This window comes from Brachybacterium massiliense (assembly GCF_900184245.1).
GTDB lineage: Bacteria > Actinomycetota > Actinomycetes > Actinomycetales > Dermabacteraceae > Brachybacterium > Brachybacterium massiliense.
The window spans coordinates 1,051,863-1,070,830 of the sequence record NZ_FXXB01000008.1 but is presented as its reverse complement, the minus strand read 5'-3'; the positions used below and the strand labels follow the sequence as shown (position 1 = coordinate 1,070,830).

The following is an 18,968-nucleotide window of genomic DNA, read 5'->3' as shown; positions in this document are numbered from 1 at the left end:
GACGGGCTTCGAAGCGACGTCGGCGCCCCGTGAGGAGCGCCGCGCGCGGTGCGACTCGAGCGAGCGCGACCTCAGACGGTGCGGGCCAGCGGATCGAAGTCCGCCGGGACCACCGGGATCTCGGAGACGGAGGAGTTCACGGTGACGAACTCGCCGCTCGCGGCGGACTCCTCCGCCGAGAGCATCACGTCGAGCACGTGGTAGCCCACCTCGCCGGTGGCGATGTGCGGGCGACCCTCGTGGATCGCGCGGACCATGTCCAGCAGGCCCAGGCCGCGGCCGGTGACCGGGCCGGACTGCGGGATCTCGATCCACTCCTGCTCCGGCGGAGCCTCGCCGAAGGAGTCGAAGGGACGCACATAGGCGATGCGGCCCTCGAACATGTTCGGGTCGGGGATCGAGAGGGAGCCCTCGGTGCCGTGGATCTCCACGATGCCCTGACGCGCCAGCGGCGAGTCGAAGCTGACTAGCGAGGTGCCGGTCTGGCCGCCCTCGAACTGGGTGAGCACGGAGATGGTCGAGGGCGGCTCGACCGGGAAGGTCTGACCCTTGTTCGGGCCCACCAGGATCTCGCGCTCCTCGCGTGCCTTCAGGCCCATCGCGGCGACCTTCTCGACCGTGCCGAACAGGCTCACCAGGGTGGTGAAGTAGTACGGGCCGATGTCCAGCAGCGGGCCCGCGCCCTTGGCGAACAGGAACGCGGGGTTGGGGTGGAAGACCTCCGGGCCCTGCCACTGCATCGAGGTCTGCGCGAACAGCGGGCGGCCGATCAGGCCGTCGAGGATCGCGCGCTTGGCGGTCTGCACGCCGGCGCCGAGCACGGTATCGGGCGCGCAGCCCACGCGCAGCCCGGCCTCGTCGGCCGACTTCAGCAGCGCGGAGGTGGACTCGCGGTCCAGGCCCAGCGGCTTCTCGGTCCACACGTGCTTGCCCGCGGCGATCGCGGCGGCGGAGATCTCCACGTGGACGGCGGGGATGGTCAGGTTCACCACGACCTGCACGCCCGGGTGGTCCAGCACGTCCTGCGCGGTGCCGTAGGCGGGGATGCCGTACTTCTCCGCCTGCGACTTGGCGACCTCGGTGTCGAGATCGCCGAGGATCAGGACCTCGAGGTCGGGGAAGGTGGTGAGGTTCGTCAGGTACTGGTCGGAGATGACCCCGGTACCGATGAAGCCGACCCCGACGGGGCCGGAGAAGGGGGAGAGGGTAGTCATGCTGCGAGTCCTCCGTCGATCAGGAAGCGGTAGCTGTTCTCGATGTCCTCGAACACGTCGCCGGGGGCGTTGTCGTACTCGATGACGGCGTACTTGACGTTCTTCGCGGCGTTCATCGCCTCGACGGTGGGGACCTCGCCCTCACCGGCGTGACGCTGGTCCAGCGTGGAGGAGCTGAACTTCGGCGCACCCGGCTCGAAGGGGTTCGAGGGCGGCTTGATGCCGTCCTTGACGTGGATCGCCACCAGCTGGTCACCGATCTGCTCGACCAGGCTCACCACGTCCTGGCCGCCCACGAGCGCCCAGTACAGATCCAGCTCGATCTGGACCGCGGGATCCACGAGCGACAGGAAGCGCTGGTAGGCGGTCTGGCCGTCGAAGTCCGCGAGGAACTCCTGGGCGTGGTTGTGGTAGCCGACGGCGAGCCCGAACTCCTTGGCCTTCTCGGAGGCGGCATTGAGGCGCTCGGCGATGTCCTTCACGCCGTCCTCGGTGAGCCAGCGCTCGGTGGGCACCATCGGATCGATGACGGTCTTCATGCCGATCTCGGCCGCGGCCTCGAATACGACCTCGTTCGAGGGGGTGGGGATCGAGCCGTCCGGCGTCCACAGCTCATCGGAGAGCAGCGGGGCGTGGCCGGTGGGGGAGGCCAGGCCGGAAGCGTCCAGCGCGGCGCGGATCTCCTTCGGGCGGCGCACGAAGTCGAAGGCCTCGACGTTCTTCAGGCCGATCTTCGCGAGCTTGTCCAGGGAGCCGTTCATGTCATCGGAGAACTCTGCGGCCAGCGTGTACAGCTGGACGGAGGCGAGGGGCAGTGCCACGTCGAACCTGCTTTCGTACGTCGTCGTCTGGAAGTGCCCCGCGTCACGCGGGGCGTTCACGGGCTACAGTAACAGCAAACCCACCGGCTGGAGGTTTTCCGGGTGGAACACTTTGCTGAAGGGGACGGTGAGGCCATGAGTGCCGAGGACGACGCAGCGATCACGCCCCCGCGCATCGGCCGGGCCGGCTCCTACTCCAAGGGCATCGCCCGCCGCCAGGAGATCCTCGACCGCGCCATCGAGGTGTTCCGCCAGCGCGGTGCCGACGGCACCTCCCTGCGCCGCATCGCCGGCGCGATCGGCGTCTCCCACGGCGCGCTGCTGCACTACTTCTCCTCCCGCGAGGAGCTGCTGGTGGCCGTCTACGAGCACGCCGAGCACCGCCGCGACGTGGACAAGGAGGGGCGCGTCCCCGAGCGCTCGGTGGACGTCATGGCCAACGCCGCGCTCGCGAACCTCGAGGTGCCGGGACTGGTCCAGCTCTACTCGACCCTGGTGGCGACCTCCCTCGAGGCGGAGGCCGGTCCCGCCAAGGAGTACTTCACCGCCCGCTTCGAGCGGGTGCGCTCCAGCCTCGAGCGGAAGCTGCGCGAGGATCAGGACGCCGGGATCGTGCGCTCCGACGTGGACGCCGCGCGCATGGCCGCGCTGATCGTCGCCGCCTCGGACGGTCTGCAGATCCAGTGGCTGCTCGAACCGACGATCGAGCTCAAGGAGACGCTCGAGACGTTCGCGGTGCTGCTGGCGCCGTGAGGGGAGGTGAGCCCTCGCCCCACGCGCCGGCAACGCGTAGATTCGTGGCATGAGCACAGTGAGCAAGCTGACCGTCGTCGGGGCCGGCGCCGTGGGATCGAGCGTCGCCTACGCCGCGATGATCCGCGGCGTGGCCCGCCACATCGCCCTGTACGACATCGCGGAGGAGAAGACCCGCGCGGAGGTGCTCGATCTCGCCCACGGCGCGAAGTTCATCGGCGCCACGGAGATCGACGGCGGCAGCGACATCGCCGTCACGGCCGGTTCCGACGTCGTGGTCATCACCGCCGGGGCCAAGCAGAGGCCCGGCCAGACCCGCCTCGAGCTCGCTGCCACGAATGCCCGCATCATCGGCAGCCTCATGGACGATCTGGTCGCTGTCTCGCCGGATGCGATCTACGTGATCGTCTCCAACCCCTGCGACGTGCTCACCATGCTCGCCCAGGAGGCCAGCGGACTGCCTGTCGAACGGATCTTCGCCTCTGGCACGACCTTGGACACCTCTCGCCTGCGCTGGGAGATCGGCCGGCGTGCCCGCGTCTCCGCCTCGAGCGTGCACGCGATGATCGTCGGCGAGCACGGGGACACCGAGTTCCCGCTGTGGTCCAGCGCCAGCATCGGCACCGTCCCACTGGGGGACTGGGTCACCGACGGCGAGTACCCCTTCGACGCGGAGACCCTCGACCGGATCGCCGGGGACGTGCGCGATGCCGCCTACGCCGTGATCCAGGGCAAGGGCGCGACGAACTACGCGATCGGCCTGTCGAGCACGCGGATCGTCGAGGCGATCCTCAGCGATGAGAACGCCGTGCTGCCAGTCGCGCCGGTGCTCACGGGGGTCTTCGGTCTGGACGGTGTCGCTCTGTCGGTGCCCTGCGTGGTCAACCGCTCCGGCGCGCACCCCATCGCCCAGACATCGTTCTCCTCGCACGAGCTCGAGCTGCTCCGCCGCTCTGCGGAGTCCCTCCGGGAGGTCGCTGCGGGCCTGCGAGGCTGAGCCGGGGCCGCAGGAGGCCGTTGATCGCGCACCGCAGCGCCGAGAGGATCCAAGGATAAGCCGTAAAGTGGGACGCTGGCCCGAGGCCGCCCGCCTTACGGCGTATCCCGGCACCGCTCACCCTCGGAGAGACTGCCTCCGGGCTGCACCCCGAGTGCAGTCACCGCCGTCACCGGCCAGAGGCGATCACCTGGTCGGCCCGTCCGGGAAGGCGAAGGATACCCTCGACACCCTCTGGCAGCTCCGCGTCGACAGTGAAGTGCTCTCCGTCGAGGCTCCACCGCACGGTGACCAGCCCCTGGGGAGTCTCGAGAGATGCCTCGGCAAAGGTGAGTCCACCGCCGGGCTGCGGCGCGACGAGCACTTTGGCGTAACCCGGCTCGAGCGGTGCGATGCCACCGATCACCCGGTGCATCCAGTCAGCGACGGCTCCCAGCGCGTAGTGATTGAAGCTGGTCATCCCGCTGGAGTTGATGCTTCCGTCCGGCAGCAGCGAATCCCATCGCTCCCACACGGTGGTTGCTCCCATGTCCACGGCGTACAGCCACGACGGGCATGACCGCTCCATCATGAGCCGATAGGCCGCATCGACGTGACCGGTGAGGGTGAGCGCCTCGGTGATGAATGGTGTGCCGGCGAATCCGGTCGAGACCCGGTAGCCGGCCTCCGCGGCGAGATGCGCGAGCCGCTTTCCGGCGAACTGCTCATCGTGAGGGTCGAGCAGCCCGAAGACGATGGCGAGCGAATACACGGTCGCGCAGTCACTCTTCACGACTCCGTCGGACACGTATCCGCGGTGGAAGGATGTGCGAAGTCGGGAGGCGATGCGATTGAACTCGTCGGCTTCGTCGATGAGGCCCAGAAGTTCTGAAGTGCGCGCCACGATCTTCGCGGAACGATAGGCGCATGCTGTCGCGACGACGCCCGGGTCCGCCTTTGCCCTCGAGGGCTCGTCCGGCGGGGCGTCCGGGTCGAGCCAGTCACCGAACTGGAAATTGCCGTCCCAGACGCCCGTCGGCGACAGGAGGGACTCCACGCGTCGAACATGGGAGGACATCGAGTCGAACTGACGACGCAGGATGTCGGTGCCTCCGTAAGCCTGGTACAGCGCCCACGGGACCCATACCGCTGCATCGCTCCAGATGGTGGTCGAGTCGACCGGCCCGAAGTCAGGGTTGTCAGGAATGTACTTGTACAGATCGGGAATGACCCAGCCGACGATCCCTTCGTGGTGCTCCTGCTCAATGGCGAGATCGACGAGCCAGTCAGCGAGGAAGCTCTGCACATCGAAGAGGTACGCCGCGGCAGGAGTGAACACCGAGATGTCACCGGTCCAGCCGAGGCGCTCGTCGCGCTGAGGACAGTCGGTCGGGATGTCGAGGAAGTTGCCCCGCATACCCCACACGACGTTGTCGTGAAAGCGGTTGAGGGTGGGATCCGACGTGCGGAGCTCGCCGATGCGTCTCAGATCGGAGCCGATCACCACGGCTATCAGATCGTCAGCGTTCAGCTCTCCTGGCCAGCCGGTGATTTCGGCGTAGCGGAACCCATGGAAGGTGAACGTCGGCTCGAACTCGTCCGCGCCGCCGCTCAAGATGTACCGGTCCGTGCAACGGGCGGTGCGCAGCGGAGCAGTGGCGAGCTCGCCATGCTCGAGCACCTCGGCATGACGGATCGTGATCTCCGTGCCCTCCGGGCCCTCGACCAGCACTCTGATCCAGCCCACCAGGTTCTGACCGAAGTCCACGAGCGTCTTCCCGGACAGTGATCTGGTGATGGCCTTCACCGGGAGCTCTGCACTCCGTCTGACGGGCGGACCGATGTACGGCGCCAGCTTCCCCGTGTCGAAGTCCAGACTGCGAACGGCACCCCACGCGGCGCTGGAGAACCCCGGGAGCTTCCATGACTCGTCGCGCAGCCGGGCATCGATGGTCTGGCCGTCATAGAGGTCGTCCTCCAGAACGGCGCTGGGGCCAGCGGTCCACTCATCGTCCGTGCCCAGCAGTTGATGACTTCCGTCCTCGAACGTGACGTCCAGCTGTGCCAGGGCCCCGAGCTGACCGCCGTACCACGAGCCGTCGGGGCCCAGCCGAGGCGACTGCCGTACCAGCCTTTGCCGAGTGCGAGTCCGAGGACGTTGCTCTCCTGAAGGAGCTGAGTGACGTCGTCGCTCGCGTAGCGCAAGCGCCACTCGAAGCTGCTCCATCCCGGCGTGAGCAGGTCGTCAGAGACTCGGTTGTTGTTCAACCACGACTCGACCACCCCGTGCGCAGTCACCTTGAGGGTGGCTTCTACGACCTTGCCGCGCCCGCTCCTCAGAGAGAACTCCCTGCGCAGCAGGGGAGCGCCGTCGAGCGCCGTGTCGGACGTGATGAATCGAGCATGCCAGTCCATGATCAGCACACCGACGGGGAAGACGACTCCCCGAGCACGAGTTCGGGCACGGCGACTGTGGCCTCCCCACAGTGGGCGGCGCTGGAGAGACCGAGCAGTAGGGTGACGTCCCCCGCTTCGACGCCGCGGCGGCCGTCGGGCCAGGTGTAGGCAAGACGTGAGAGCGGAACAGTGAACTCCACGGTCGTCTCGGTGCCGGCCTCGAGCCGAACTCGCGCGAAGTCGACGAGCTGCCGCACCGGCCGCACCACCGTGCCTGCCTCATCGCGTGCATACAGTTGGATGACCGCGCTCCCCGCCCTGTCCCCGGTGTTCTGAATACCGGCCCGGACGGAGAACTCCCCTGCCTCGAACCTCGCCTGCTCGAGCTGGAGGTCGAAGGATGTGTACGTGAGCCCGTGACCGAACGGGTACAGGGGTGTGCTGTCGGCGAGGTCGACGTAGCCAGGCCGCGGCAGCGTGGGATGGCTGTACCCGCTCCCGATGGGATGCCCGTGGTGCATCGGGATCTGCCCTCCATGGCGTGGGAAGGTCGAGGGGGTGCGCCCTCCGGGCTCGATGACGCCGAACAGAGCATCGGCGATCGTCTCGCCGGCGACGTGGCCCAGCAGCGGTGCCAGAAGCACGGCCGCGGAGGCGCGGTCAACATCGTCGAGGAGGAGCGGACGCCCTGACACGACGACGGTGACGACCTTCTTCCCTAGCGCGTGCAGCGCCTCCACCAGGTCGTTCTGGTTGCCGGGAAGCGTGGGGTCGGCGGTCGTGCGCCCTTCGCCGGCGGTGTGGTTGCCCACCCAGCTGGTGCGTTCCCCCACCACTGCGATGACGGTGTCCGCACCGGCGACCGCAGACGACAGTGCCTCACGGTCGATAGGTGGGGTCTCGAGGAAGTCGCCGAAGCGGTGATATTCCGCCTCTGGTGCGATGTTGCGGATGGCCTGGGCGACGGTCAGCGCGGCCGGGTGCAGGTTCCTCGCGCTCTTCTCGAATATCGGCTCGACCCCGGGGAGCCTGGTCTGGAACAGATCTGGGAACACCTCCGGGTTCGCTGAGATTCCCGGGACCTGTCCGGTGGTGATGCGGTGGATCGCCACCGGCATCTCCGCCTCGGACACTGACGAGTACGAACCGAAGTGGATCCGGAGTTCGTCAGCTGCGGGCCCGACGATGGCGAGTTTTCTTTGCGTGGGGGCAAGCGGCAGGACCTGGTCGTTCTTCAGCAGGGTGATGGCACTGTTCGCCACGTCGCGCGCTGCCGCCTCCGCCTCGTCGGGAGACGGAAGGGCGGGTGGTGGTGACGGGGCGGACGAGCGGATCTCCGGGATGAGGCCGAGCCGCGCCTTGACGGTGAGAACTCTCTCGACGGCGCGATCGAGGAGACTCTCCGGGAAGGTGCCGTTCTCGAGCAGGGCGCTCAGGCCTCTGGTCATCGCGTTGCTGGGCAGCTCCACATCAAGGCCGGCAGCTAGTGCAGCGGCGGCAGCGTGGCCCGGGGTGGGGGAGGTGAGGAACGTGTTCCACAGCATTGTGACGGCTCCGTAATCGCTGACCACCAGGCCGTCGAAACCGAGTTCGCCCCGCAGGAGGTCGGTGAGCAGCCAGTGATTGGCTGCAGCAGGGATGCCGTCGATCTCGTTGTAGGAGTTCATCACGAGGGACAGGCCCGCTTCTGCGATCGCCCGGCGGAACGGTTCGGCGTGAACGTCAACCAGCTCTCGACGCCCCAGCTGTGTGACTGCCTGGTTGAGTGCTCCGAGGGAGTGCCCGTAGCCGAGGAAGTGCTTCCCGGTGGCGAGGATCCCGGTGTCTCCGTCACCTTCGACTCCGCGGACGAAACCGATCCCCATGCGGGCGACGAGCTCCGGATCCTCTCCGTAGGTCTCATGGACCCGGCCCCAGCGGATGTCCCGAGCGAGATCGAACAGCGGAGAGAAGTACAGGTGGATCCCCACCGAGCGCGCCTGCTGGGCTGCCACATGGCCGACAGTCTGGGTCAGCGAAGGGTCCCAGGTAGCGGCCTGCCCCCATGGTGTGGCGAATTGATACCCCTGAGGGTGGGACAGTCCGTTGACGCCCTCGGCGTGGACGAGCGTGGCGATGCCGAAGGGGTTCACGTCCCGAGCGACGTCCTGGAATCTCTGGATCCTCTCCCGGAGCTTCTGGAGGTCCGGCTCGAGCTGGACACCGAGGGAGAGGTGCCCGACTCCGTGCGGGCGAACATGCGGAAGTCGGTCGACGTCGTACGAAGACCCGTTTCCGAGGGCCGCGCCGTCGCCGCCTCCGCTCGGGAGTGACGGATCGACCAGGTCCATGGGCACCACACCATGGATCTGGGCGATCTTCTGATCCACGTCCAGGCGCGAGATGATCCTTCGGAGGTCAGTCATGTGTGTCCTTGTCAGGTGCAGTCGAGGTCAGAGCGTGGCGGCGGACGGGTCCCACGATTCGGGCAGGGGGAGCGGCTTCTCGACGCGGGAGGCGATGTCGATGACCTGTCCGCTCTCAGCGGCGTCGGAGATGGCGAGCAGGATGTCAAGCACGTGGGCTGCGATCTCGCCGCTGGCACGGGGCGAACTCCCGTCGCGCAGGCTGCGTGCCAGGTCCAGCACGCCGGAACCACGCCCGTAGATCGAGCCTGCAGCGGGAATCCTCGTCGGCTCCTCGTGACCGAAGAGCCACAGGCGCGAGTCGCCGTCGAAGGTGTTCGGGTCGGGCAGCACGAGCGTGCCTTCGGTGCCGCTGATCTCCACGAAGCCCCAACGCGGGAGCGCGTTCTGGAAGCTGAACGTCGATTGCGCCGACTGGCCTCCTGAGAAGCTGATCAGGGCGGCGTGATGCGTGGGCACCTCTACCGGGAACTCCTCGCCCTGGCGCGGGCCGCTGCCGATCCTTCGCGTGGCACGCGCAGTCGACGACACCGCGCTGACCCGATCGACCGAGCCGAAGGCGTGCACGAGGGTGCTGACGTAGTACGGGCCCATGTCGAACAGAGGTCCGGCGCCGTGGGCGTAGAGGAAGTCCGGGTTGGGGTGCCAGGCCTCGGGCCCGGAGACGTGGAACATCGTGGTCGCCGTCAGCGGTTCCCCGATGTCTCCCCGGGTGATGGCCCGCATAGCGGTCTGGATCCCGGCTCCGAGCATCGTGTCCGGCGCGCAGGCGACCTGCAACCCGGAGGTGCGCGCGGTCTCGAGCAGCTGCGCGCCCGAGCGGCGGTCAAGGGCGAGCGGCTTCTCGCTCCACACGTGCTTTCCGGCGGCGAGGATCTGCAGACCGACCTCGGCGTGCACGGCGGGGATGGTCAGGTTGACGACGATCTCGATCTCGTCGAGCGCCAGCAGCTCCTCGACACTGCCGTGACCTGGCACGCCATACGCTTCGGCCTGGATCCGTGCGCGTTCGGCATCGAGATCGGCGACGAACAGAACTCTGAGATCGGGGAACGACGTCATGTTCTCGAGGTACGTGGAAGAGATGACTCCTGCCCCGATGACGCCGACGCCGACGGTGTTGCTGCCTCGCTTCGAACTGCTCACTTGTCGTTCTCCTTCAGCCACGCGAACGACTCGGCGATTCCGTCGAACACATCGTGGGCGTAGTCGTCGAACTCGATGACTCGCAGCGCGTGGGGCGCTGCATCGAGGATGGCCTTCACGTCGACGTCGCCCTGACCTGCGGGGGTCTGTTCCTTGAACGCGGCAGCGAGGGCCTCGGGCACGATCAGGGCGCTCTCGCTGCTGGGCAGACTGGTGGCGATGTCGCCGCCCGCCTTCCCGTCCTTGATGTGCAGGAACTGCACTCGCGTTCCGAGGGCACGGAGAAGGGTGGGAACATCCACGCCGCCAACGGTCGCCCAGAACGTATCCAGCTCGAGGACGACCTCGGAGGAGATCTGCTCCGCGAACAGCTCATAGGCCGGTCGCCCGTTGATCAGGTTCGTGAACTCCCACTGGTGGTTGTGGTACCCGAATCGCAGATCGAACTGTGCGGCGTCGTCGGCCAACGTGCTCACGCGCTCAGCGAGGGCTTCCACATCGTCTGCGCTCTGCCAGCGGTCGCTCGGGATGAACGGGTCGATGACGGTGCGGATGCCGAGTCGATTGGCGGCCTCGAACGTGCGCTCCGGTGCGTCGGAGTCGATAACCGGCGCGTGTCCGGACGGCGCGGCGACGCCTGAGTCGGCGAACGCGGCCTCGAGCGCATCGGCGGATTCCACGAAGTCGTAGGGCTCCACCTGGGTGAAGCCGATGTCCGCGATGCGCGCGATGGCCGCGGGCAGATCCTGAGAGATCGCGTCTCGGACGCTGTACAGCTGCACCGATGGGGGCGTGGCAGGCACGTCATTCTCCTTCATGAGGTCTTGGGTGGCTCGTCGGCTCGACGGATGGCGCCGATGAAAAGTCCCGAGGGAGGGGCACGGTGGCTGCTCTGCCTCAGAGCCCCCGGGGAGTCGGTGACCACTCGCACTGAGGGCGAGGGCTGGGAACGACGGTACACCAAATCCCATTCGCCTGACAGGTTTTCGGGGCGCAAGGAGCTATTGCCCCGAATGCGGGTTGGGCGGCTCGGGGGAGCGGTCCCTCGCGCACTCGGAGTCGCGCTGCGGGGCCCCGGTCGGGCCGTGCCCCGCACTGGCGGGTCGGTGGAGGTCGGGAGGGTGTCGGGTGGTCGACGAGCGGCCGCGCAATGTGGCGGTTGCGCGATCCGGGCCTTCTCTACGGAGTGCCCTGTTCCGGCGATGTGTCTGCGCCGCGCGAAGCGCTGTCCCCGCCCCTGGTGGGCGTATCGCCTGCCCCTCGCCAGGTCGCGGACGCGGCGGAGACGATGCGCCAGAAGGCGTCGATCGCCTCCGTCACGTCGAGATCCTCGCTGTATCTGCGCTGGATCTGCAGCCCGTCCTGCACTGCGGCGCCCAGCATCAGGATCATCTCCTGATCGACGCCGTCGACAGAGGGGGTGGGGAGGCTCGACTCGAGATCGTGATCGGTCTCGCGTGCCTCCCGGTAGTGCTGGACGAAGTACTCGTGCGCAGGGTGGTCCTGATAGATGGCCTCTGCGGAGAGGAAGATGAACAGCGACGTGAGCCCCTCGTTCTCCGCTGCATGGCGTGCAACCTCGCGAGACCTCTCGACGAGATTTTCGCTGTGCAGGCTCGCCAGGAAATCCGAGACCGACGCATCGCGATACTTCAGGACTTCGAGCAGCAGCTCCTCTTTGTCGCCGAAGTGATGAAGGACGCCCGGCTGGGTCAGATTCACCCGCTTTGCGAGCTCGCGAATCGAGGAATGGGTATATCCGGACTCCGCGAACAGCTGTGCCGCGGCGGCGATGATCTCCTTCCGTCGCTCGATCCCCTTGCGGTACGGCCCGCGGCTTCCCCTGTGGTCAGACATGCCCCCACGCTACCGCGATCCGGACCGGCGGTCCGCGCACTGCCGGGCCCGCGCCCGCGCGGCGGTCTCCGCAAGGATTGTAAACCTGCAGTTCAGCACCACTATCGCGTCGGTTGCGGACTGATCCGCCAGGGGTGCTTGACGAATCCCTTTCGCCTGATAAGCTTTCGCTGAAGCGGTCTTCGGTCCGCAGGTGATGCGATCGGCGCGGCAGGGTCCGTGTGAGGTTCAGCCATCGCAGGCAGGGCTACGGCGCCCACAGACCTTCCTGTGCCGAGTCGTTGTTCTCGAAGTATTCGTCATCCTCAGAGCCGTCCGTTTTTCTCGGCTCACCCAGCGCTTCACATGACAAAGGAGTTGAAATGCGTCCCACTCGACGAACGATTCTTTCCCTCTTGGCCGTCCCGCCCTTGGCTGCCGCCGCGACGAGCTGCTCGAGCGGGGAGAGCGGTGGCAGTGGCAGCATCACTCTTCGGATCTCCACCTTCAGCGAGTGGGGCTACGAGCCGCTCCTCGAGGAGTACCAGGAGCTCAATCCGGACATCGTCATCGAGCACAATCGTTTCGCCACCAGTGACGAAGCGAAGGAGCAGTTCCAGACATCGCTCGGCGCAGGTTCGGGACTTGCGGACATCGTGGGTGTCGAGGGCGGCTGGATGCCCCAGGTCATGCAGTATCCCGAGAACTTCGTAGACATCTCGGCCCCCGAGGTCGAGGGGCGATGGGACGACTGGAACGTCGCGAGGGCCACTGCCGAGGATGGACGGCTCATCGGGTATGCCACGGACATCGGCCCCCAGTGCATCGCCTACCGACGCGACCTCTTCGAGGCTGCCGGGCTGCCGAGTGATCGCGAAGAGGTCGTCGAGCTGTTCGGCGGGGAGAACGCGACGTGGGAGAGCTTCTATGCCGTCGGTGAGACGTTCCTGGCCGCCGAGACCGGGCCGGCGTTCTTCGACGCCTCCGCCTCCATCGCGACGAGCTGGGCAGATCAGTTCGAAGCGATGTGGGAGGACCCGGACACAGGCGAGATCATCGCCCTGGCGAACCCTGACCTCCGCAACATCTTCGACGTGGTGACCTCGCACGACGACCAGTCGGCGCACCTCGCGCGGTGGAGCGAGGACTGGACCTCTGCGTTCCAGAACGACGGCTTCGCCGTCATGACGGCCCCGTCGTGGATGCTCGGTGTGATCGAGGGCAACGCCGCGGGTGTCACCGGATGGGACATCGCCGGGGTCTTCCCCGGCGGAGGCGTCAACAGCGGCGGTTCCTACCTCACGGTTCCGACGCAGTCCGAGCACCCCGAGGAGGCTCAGGCGCTCGCGGAGTGGCTCACTGCGCCGGAGCAGCAGATCAAGGCGTTCCGCGCGTCCGGGAACTTCCCGAGCCAGATCGAGGCCCAGGAGAGCCCCGAGATCCAGGAGATCACCGACCCCTTCTTCAACGATGCGCCGGTAGGTCAGATCCTGAGCGAGGTCGCATCCCAGATCGAGATCGTCCCGCACATGGGTGACAACCACTTCGCCATCACAGGTGCCTTTAACAGCGCGATCAACCGGGTGTCGGTGGACCGGACGCACAGCCCGGAGGAGTCCTGGTCGATGTTCGAGGACGAGATCAAGGGGCTTGGATGACAGGCGAGAGCCGACGGACGATGTCGGCGGCGAGAGACCACTCGTCATGGCGTCAGCGCCTGGGCATTTGGGACATCAAGCTGTCGCCGTACGGATACGTCTCGCCGTTCTTCATCCTGTTCGGGATCGTCGGGCTGTTCCCGCTGCTGTACACCGCGTACGTCTCGGTGCACGAGTGGCATCTCATCGGCGGCAAGGGTGTCTTCGTCGGCGCGGAGAACTTCACGGTGGTGCTGTCGCAGCCCGTGTTCTGGCAGTCCCTCGGGAACACGATCAGCATCTTCCTGCTGTCGACCGTCCCGCAGGTCATCATTGCGCTCATCCTGGCCAACGTCCTGAACGCCAACATCAGGGCACGGACGTTCTGGCGGATGGGTGTGCTCCTGCCGTATGTCATCGCGCCGGTTGCGGTGACGCTGATCTTCTCCCGGATGTTCGCGGATCAGTCCGGGCTGGTCAACTCGCTGATCGGTCTCGTCGGCATCGATCCGATCGGCTGGCATCGCAATAGCCTTCCTGCGCACATCGTCATCGCCTCGATGGTCAACTTCCGCTGGATCGGCTTCAACACGCTGGTCCTCCTCGCCGCGATGCAGGCCATTCCGCGGGATCTCTTCGAGGCGGCCACCATCGACGGGGCCGGGCGCCTGCGGCAGTTCTTCTCCGTGACGATCCCGTCGGTGCGCCCGACGATCATCTTCGTCGTCATCACGTCGACCATCGGCGGTCTGCAGATCTTCGACGAGCCGCGCCTCTATGACACCGAGGGGCTTGGCGGGAACTCGGGTCAGTGGAAGACGATCACGCTCTATCTCTACGAGCTCGGCTGGAACCAGCAGAACCTGGGACGCGCCGCAGCCGTCGCCTGGTTGCTCTTCGTCCTGATCATCGTGTTCGCGCTCGGCAGCAATGCGCTGTCGCGCAGGATCGCCTCCGCCGATGACTCGCGCGGCGCCTCGCCCTCCCGGCGCCGTCCAGGCCGTCGACGTGGCGAGCCCGCAGCGATGGCGCCGCCCCAGAGCGCGGCGGCGGCACCCGAGAACACCGCAAACACCAGAGAGAAGACGGGAAGTCGTTCGTGATGGCCGTTCCTTCCACTCCATACATCGAGCAGACCGCAGGAGCCGGTGCGGCGCGAGCCGCCCGGCGGCGCCGCGGGCGAGAGGTCGACGCCTCCGGCCCGCGTCCCAGCTGGATCACGTACGCAGTGCTCTCCGTGGTCACCCTGGTGTCTCTCCTGCCCCTCTACTACACGCTCCTCCTGGCGTCCTCGACGTCGGCGGAGATCGCCCAGAACCCGATCCCGTCACCTATCCCGGGGTCGCATCTTTTCGAGAATCTCGGACGCGTCTTCGAATCGGACATCAAACTGCCCACGGCGGTGTGGAACTCCGTGATCGTCTCCACGGTCACCGCGGCCGCGGTGGTCTTCGTGTCGACGCTGGCGGGGTTCGCCTTCGCGAGGCTTCGCTTCAAGGGCAGCGCCGGGCTGCTCACCTTCGTCGTGGCGACCATGGCAGTGCCCACGCAGCTCGGCGTCGTGCCGCTGTTCATCGTGATGCGCGAGCTGGGACTGGTGGGAAGCCTGTGGTCGGTGATCATTCCCGGGATGGCGTCGGCGTTCGGGGTCTTCTGGATGACTCAGTACCTCCGCTCCGCTCTTCCTGAAGAGCTCATCGAAGCGGCGCGGATCGACGGTGCCTCGACGTTCCGCATCTTCCGGTCCATCGTGTTCCCCGCTGCACGGCCTGCCGCCGCGATGCTCGGCCTCTTCACGTTCATCGGATCGTGGACGAACTACTTCTGGCCGTCGATCGCCCTCGGGGCGACGAACCCGACGCTCCCCGTTGCGCTGCAGCTGCTCCAGGCCGGGTTCTTCAAGGACATCGCGCTCATCATGGCTGGGGTGCTGGTCTCGGTGATCCCCTTGCTCCTCCTCTTCGTCGTGGTCGGCAAGCAGCTTGTCGCCGGCGTCATGCAGGGCGCCGTGAAGGGGTGACGAGGGCGGGGCCCCTCGGCGCGGAGCCGCCACCCGCTCGCGGTGGCCTCAGCGCCGAGTGGTGCCCCCGTGCACGATCGACAGACGCCGCTCCACCTCGCGCTCTCCCGCTTCATCGACGATCGGAGCCGCCTCCTCGAGCAGAGTGCGCACGATCTCCTGGCCGCTGAACTGCATGTCGTAGTCGACGGTCGTGATGGGCGGGGTAGTCGCTCTGGCGATCGGGGAGTTGTCGACGCCGACGAGGCCGAGGCTCTCGGGCACTTGTCGGCCCTGGGCGGTGGCGGCGCTGAGCACGGCCATCGCCACCTCGTCGTTGTAGGTGGCGATTCCCACGGGCTCGGGTGGGAGGCTCTTCACCGCCTCGGTCACGGCGACTTGATCGAGGTCGACGAGCAGGGTGGGGAGCACGGTCAGGCCGTGCTCTTCGCCGTATGTCCGAGCTCCGGACTCGCGAGGAGAGCCGAAGGTCTCCTCGCGAGCGTCGCGCGGCAGGACGACGGCGAGGGTGTCGTATCCCGCCGCTGCCAGGTGTTCAGCCTGCAGGCGGCCGATCGCTCGGTCGATTGCGGCCTGCAGGGTCGCCGACTGTTCGATGATGTGTACGCCCTGGCCGAGGAGCCGGGTGCGCTGAGCCTCGGCAAGCGGTGCGAGGCTCAGCAGACCGTACGGGCGGAGTCCGAGGATCGCGTCGTCGAGCGTCGCGCCGCGGCCGGCGATCTGCAGGAGGTTCGTCAGACCCGCAGCGGCCAATCCCTCGGTCACGGTGTCGACGAGCTCCCGCAATCTGGTGTTGAAGGTGACGTCGGGTACCAGGGTGATGACGATGTCGCTCGTCCCGCGCACCAGGGAGCGTCCGGCGAGCGAAGGTCGGTAGCCGAGCTTCTCGGCCGCCGAGCGCACCTTCTCGACCGTGGCCGGCGTGAACAGCTTCTCGTGGCCGTTGAAGATCTGGCTCACCGTGGATCGGGAGACGCCGGCGTAGGCGGCGACATCGGTACTGGTAGCCATGATTCCCTTTTCCTTCACTGCGCGGACGAACACTGCCGGCACCTGCGGCAGGCTGCCCTCCGCCCCGAGACCGGGGTGATGTGCGCCAGCCTCAGGACGGCGGTCATCTCGAAGCGTACGGTGCCGCGTCGACTCATCTCGCCACCCGCCGGGTCCCGGAGGAACTTCGCGGACCTGGTTGACACGCGACAATAGCCGTGATGAGCTTGCCTCAGAACGATGGACACACAGGTGTGCCGAGAGGACGACAATGCCGTTTACTGCTCCGACGACTGTCGGTGAGCTGCGCGAATGGGAGTTCCGTCGCGCGGGTGATGACCAATGGTCGACGGTGAGGCTCCCGCACGACGCGATGATTCGCGAGCCGCGCGATCCCGCCTCGCCCGGCGGGGCTGATCTGGGGTGGTTCCCGGGCGGCGCCTACGAGTACCGCACCACCTGGCACGCCGACAAGGCCAGCGGGCACAGCATGTCGCTGCGATTCGAGGGCGTGCAGGGCAATGCCGTGGTCACGGTCAACGGCGCGCGCATCGGAGAGGTTCGCAGCGGGTACGCGGAGACCGAGCTGCCCGTCACGGCCGAGGTCCTCGCCGCCGACGGCCTCAACGAGGTGCGCGTCGACGTCGACAACACCGCGCAGCCTGCCAGCCGCTGGTACTCCGGCTCCGGGCTGTTCCGGCCGGTACGTGCGGTCTCGCGCCCGCCGGTGCACTTCGTCCACGACGGGCTCCGCCTCACCACACGGTCCCTCACCGCAGCCCTCGCGATCGCCGAGGTGTCCTACGCCCTCGAGCCGCGTGACGCGGCAGGGGCCGAGGTGACCATCGCGCTGCTCGACGGACCGACGCTCCTCGCCGAACGGACGCTGAGCGGCGGGTTCGGGGTCACCTCCCTCGACATCCCCGCCCCCCGACCGTGGTCGGCGGAGTCCCCGCACCTGTACGAGCTCGTCGCCACGGCCACCGTCGGCGGCGAGGTGGTCGACATCCGCCGTGAGCGCGTGGGCCTGCGCACTATCGATGTCGATGCAGCCCGGGGGTTTCGCCTCAACGGCAGCGTCGTCACGTTCCGCGGTGCCTGCATCCACCACGACCACGGTGTGCTGGGAGCGGCTGGCCACCGTGCTGCGGAGTTCCGCCGCATCCGGCGGCTGAAGGAGGCGGGATTCAATGCCGTGCGCAGCGCCCACCACCCCATGTCCCGGGACCTCCTCGACGCCTGCGATGAGATCGGCATGTACGTGCTCGACGAGTTCGCCGACTACTGGGTCGTCTCCAAGACCAAGCACGACGGCGCCCCGCGCTTCCGCGCGACCTGGCGTGCGGACGCCGACCTGCTGATCGCGAAGGACCGCAACCGACCGAGCGTGGTGATGTACGCGATCGGCAACGAGATCCCGGAGACCGCGACGCCCCACGGCATCCAGCTGGCGCGCGAGATCACCCACCACTTCCATGCCGCGGATCCCGACCGTCCCGTCACCGCCGCGGTCAACCTCTTCCTCAACGCAATGGTCGCCCTCGACAAGTCGCCCTACAGCGAGACCGCCGCGGAGGCCGAGACGTCGATGGCCGGCAGCACCGAGGCCAACGTGATGATCAATCACATCGGCCGGCTCATGAACGTCGTCTCGCGGCTCCCCGTCGCCGATAGGGCCTCGCGCGAGGTGTTCTCCGTGGTGGATGTCGCCGGGTACAACTACGGGATGGGGCGCTACGAGCGCGATGTGAAGAAGTACCCGCACCGCGTCATCCTCGGCAGCGAGACCCTCCCCGGCGACATCGTGCGCGGATGGGAGCTCGTGCAGCGCCACCCCTCGATCATCGGCGACTTCGTCTGGGTGGGATGGGAGTTCCTCGGCGAAGCCGGGGTGGGCTCCTGGGTGCCCGGAAAACGAGCGGGCCTGTCCAAGCCCTACCCCCACATCCTCCACGGCGGCGGACTGTTCGATCTCACCGGCCGCCCGGACGCCTCGCTCCGACTCGCCCAGGCGGCATGGGGCACGCTGACCGCGCCGGCGATCGCCGTGCGACCGATGGACCGCAGCGGCGTGCCCACCGTGCGCTCGGCATGGCGCTCGACGGACGCCGTGGAGAGCTGGTCCTGGCGCGGCACCGACGGGCGACGCGCCGAGATCGAGGTGTACACGACCGATGACGAGGTCGAGCTCCTCCTCAACGGCCGCAGCATCGGACGTCGCAAGGCAGGTCGGCGACGCGGCTACATCGCCCGATTCCGTGTGCCCTACGAGCCCGGCGTGCTGACAGCCATCGGCTACCGCCGCGGCGCCGAGACCGGGCGCAGCGAACTGCGTTCAGCCCGAGGGCCGCTGTCCGTGCAGCTCACGACGGACTCCGAGGAGCTCCTCGGCGATGGGCGCGACCTGGCCTACGTCGACATCGCGCTCGCCGACACCTCGGGCATCGTCGAGATGCTCGCCGAGGAGACCGTCACCGTCACGGTCTCAGGTCCCGCCGAACTCGCGGGCCTCGGCACCGCGGCACCCGCACCGACGACGCCCTTCACCTCGGACCGCACACCGACCTTCCGCGGCCGGGCGCTCGCCGTCCTGCGCTCCACGGGCGGTGAGGGCACGGTGACCGTGACGGTCTCCGCCCCGCACGCAGGGACGGCGCAGCTGCAGCTCGCCGCAGTGCCACCTGCCCGTGATTCATCGACCGACGTCCCGAGGACAGCGCCCAGACGCTCGAGCTCTCGTCGCTGAGGCTCGCCGCTCCCACACCCCGGAGGA

14 protein-coding genes and 1 pseudogene are annotated in these 18,968 nt (G+C 67.6%); 6 read left to right on the top strand and 9 right to left on the bottom strand.

The genetic code is table 11. The features are described from left to right. Positions 1–71 precede the first annotated feature (71 nt). Together BN4251_RS14865 and BN4251_RS14860 are read right to left on the bottom strand one after the other, a co-directional pair. Positions 72–1,214, bottom strand: a complete 1,143-nt coding sequence (locus BN4251_RS14865; protein ID WP_087485811.1) for a Gfo/Idh/MocA family protein — start codon at positions 1,212–1,214, stop codon at positions 72–74. Continuing rightward, entirely contained in the window at positions 1,211–2,035 is an 825-nt protein-coding gene (locus tag BN4251_RS14860; RefSeq protein WP_087485810.1) for a sugar phosphate isomerase/epimerase family protein, read from the bottom strand. The genes BN4251_RS14865 and BN4251_RS14860 overlap by 4 nt, the downstream gene beginning before the upstream one ends. A gap of 135 nt (positions 2,036–2,170) precedes the next feature. Here BN4251_RS14860 and BN4251_RS14855 point away from each other — a divergent pair, with 135 nt between their 5' ends. Both BN4251_RS14855 and BN4251_RS14850 read left to right on the top strand, forming a co-directional pair. Beyond that, positions 2,171–2,788 carry a TetR/AcrR family transcriptional regulator gene (locus tag BN4251_RS14855; protein ID WP_087485809.1) on the top strand — a complete coding sequence of 206 codons (618 nt, stop codon included), beginning with the start codon at positions 2,171–2,173 and terminating at the stop codon, positions 2,786–2,788. Positions 2,789–2,837: 49 nt separating this feature from the next. Next, complete coding sequence (locus BN4251_RS14850) at positions 2,838–3,785, top strand: L-lactate dehydrogenase (RefSeq protein WP_087485808.1); 948 nt, start codon at positions 2,838–2,840, stop codon at positions 3,783–3,785. Between the two features lie 169 nt (positions 3,786–3,954). On the opposite strand, the gene BN4251_RS14845 is transcribed toward BN4251_RS14850, so the two are convergent. The 6 genes and pseudogenes from BN4251_RS14845 to BN4251_RS14825 form a co-directional block, all read right to left on the bottom strand. Further along, complete coding sequence (locus tag BN4251_RS14845) at positions 3,955–5,991, bottom strand: alpha-L-rhamnosidase (RefSeq protein ID WP_281255316.1); 2,037 nt, start codon at positions 5,989–5,991, stop codon at positions 3,955–3,957. Next, positions 5,919–6,179, bottom strand: a pseudogene (locus BN4251_RS18895) (alpha-L-rhamnosidase N-terminal domain-containing protein); the annotation flags it as partial. The pseudogene BN4251_RS18895 and the gene BN4251_RS14845, both read right to left, overlap by 73 nt. A gap of 2 nt (positions 6,180–6,181) precedes the next feature. Next, positions 6,182–8,566 (bottom strand): glycoside hydrolase family 3 N-terminal domain-containing protein, encoded by a 2,385-nt coding sequence (locus tag BN4251_RS14840; RefSeq protein ID WP_087485807.1) that lies wholly within the window; start codon positions 8,564–8,566, stop codon positions 6,182–6,184. Between the two features lie 27 nt (positions 8,567–8,593). Further along, positions 8,594–9,712, bottom strand: coding sequence for a Gfo/Idh/MocA family protein (locus tag BN4251_RS14835; RefSeq protein WP_087485806.1), 1,119 nt, complete (start codon positions 9,710–9,712; stop codon positions 8,594–8,596). After that, on the bottom strand, positions 9,709–10,515 hold the full coding sequence (locus BN4251_RS14830) for a sugar phosphate isomerase/epimerase family protein (protein WP_425426207.1): 807 nt from the start codon (positions 10,513–10,515) through the stop codon (positions 9,709–9,711). The genes BN4251_RS14835 and BN4251_RS14830 overlap by 4 nt, the downstream gene beginning before the upstream one ends. 376 nt (positions 10,516–10,891) lie before the next feature. Then, entirely contained in the window at positions 10,892–11,569 is a 678-nt protein-coding gene (locus BN4251_RS14825) for a TetR/AcrR family transcriptional regulator (RefSeq protein WP_087485804.1), read from the bottom strand. Between the two features lie 221 nt (positions 11,570–11,790). On the opposite strand from BN4251_RS14825, the gene BN4251_RS14820 reads away from it, so the two are divergent. The 3 genes from BN4251_RS14820 to BN4251_RS14810 are packed head-to-tail and all read left to right on the top strand — an operon-like array spanning position 11,791 to position 15,205. Beyond that, entirely contained in the window at positions 11,791–13,206 is a 1,416-nt protein-coding gene (locus BN4251_RS14820; protein ID WP_342744532.1) for an ABC transporter substrate-binding protein, read from the top strand. Then, positions 13,203–14,288 carry a carbohydrate ABC transporter permease gene (locus BN4251_RS14815; RefSeq protein ID WP_170931980.1) on the top strand — a complete coding sequence of 362 codons (1,086 nt, stop codon included), beginning with the start codon at positions 13,203–13,205 and terminating at the stop codon, positions 14,286–14,288. The genes BN4251_RS14820 and BN4251_RS14815 overlap by 4 nt, the downstream gene beginning before the upstream one ends. Then, entirely contained in the window at positions 14,288–15,205 is a 918-nt protein-coding gene (locus BN4251_RS14810) for a carbohydrate ABC transporter permease (RefSeq protein WP_087485802.1), read from the top strand. The genes BN4251_RS14815 and BN4251_RS14810 overlap by 1 nt, the downstream gene beginning before the upstream one ends. A 48-nt stretch (positions 15,206–15,253) precedes the next feature. Here BN4251_RS14810 and BN4251_RS14805 read toward each other — a convergent pair whose 3' ends face one another. Further along, entirely contained in the window at positions 15,254–16,216 is a 963-nt protein-coding gene (locus tag BN4251_RS14805; protein WP_087485801.1) for a LacI family DNA-binding transcriptional regulator, read from the bottom strand. Positions 16,217–16,466: 250 nt separating this feature from the next. Here BN4251_RS14805 and BN4251_RS14800 point away from each other — a divergent pair, with 250 nt between their 5' ends. After that, positions 16,467–18,941, top strand: a complete 2,475-nt coding sequence (locus BN4251_RS14800; protein WP_087485800.1) for a glycoside hydrolase family 2 protein — start codon at positions 16,467–16,469, stop codon at positions 18,939–18,941. Positions 18,942–18,968: the final 27 nt, after the last annotated feature.

Excerpts from the sequence above, each read along its gene's own strand:
- BN4251_RS14865 (WP_087485811.1), bottom strand. The coding sequence starts at position 1,214 with ATGACTACCCTCTCCCCCTTCTCCGGCCCCGTCGGGGTCGGCTTCATC.
- BN4251_RS14855 (WP_087485809.1), top strand. The coding sequence starts at position 2,171 with ATGAGTGCCGAGGACGACGCAGCGATCACGCCCCCGCGCATCGGCCGG.
- BN4251_RS14850 (WP_087485808.1), top strand. The coding sequence starts at position 2,838 with ATGAGCACAGTGAGCAAGCTGACCGTCGTCGGGGCCGGCGCCGTGGGA.
- BN4251_RS14845 (WP_281255316.1), bottom strand. The coding sequence starts at position 5,991 with ATGGAGCAGCTTCGAGTGGCGCTTGCGCTACGCGAGCGACGACGTCAC.
- BN4251_RS14840 (WP_087485807.1), bottom strand. The coding sequence starts at position 8,566 with ATGACTGACCTCCGAAGGATCATCTCGCGCCTGGACGTGGATCAGAAG.
- BN4251_RS14825 (WP_087485804.1), bottom strand. The coding sequence starts at position 11,569 with ATGTCTGACCACAGGGGAAGCCGCGGGCCGTACCGCAAGGGGATCGAG.
- BN4251_RS14815 (WP_170931980.1), top strand. The coding sequence starts at position 13,203 with ATGACAGGCGAGAGCCGACGGACGATGTCGGCGGCGAGAGACCACTCG.
- BN4251_RS14810 (WP_087485802.1), top strand. The coding sequence starts at position 14,288 with ATGGCCGTTCCTTCCACTCCATACATCGAGCAGACCGCAGGAGCCGGT.
- BN4251_RS14805 (WP_087485801.1), bottom strand. The coding sequence starts at position 16,216 with ATGGCTACCAGTACCGATGTCGCCGCCTACGCCGGCGTCTCCCGATCC.
- BN4251_RS14800 (WP_087485800.1), top strand. The coding sequence starts at position 16,467 with ATGCCGTTTACTGCTCCGACGACTGTCGGTGAGCTGCGCGAATGGGAG.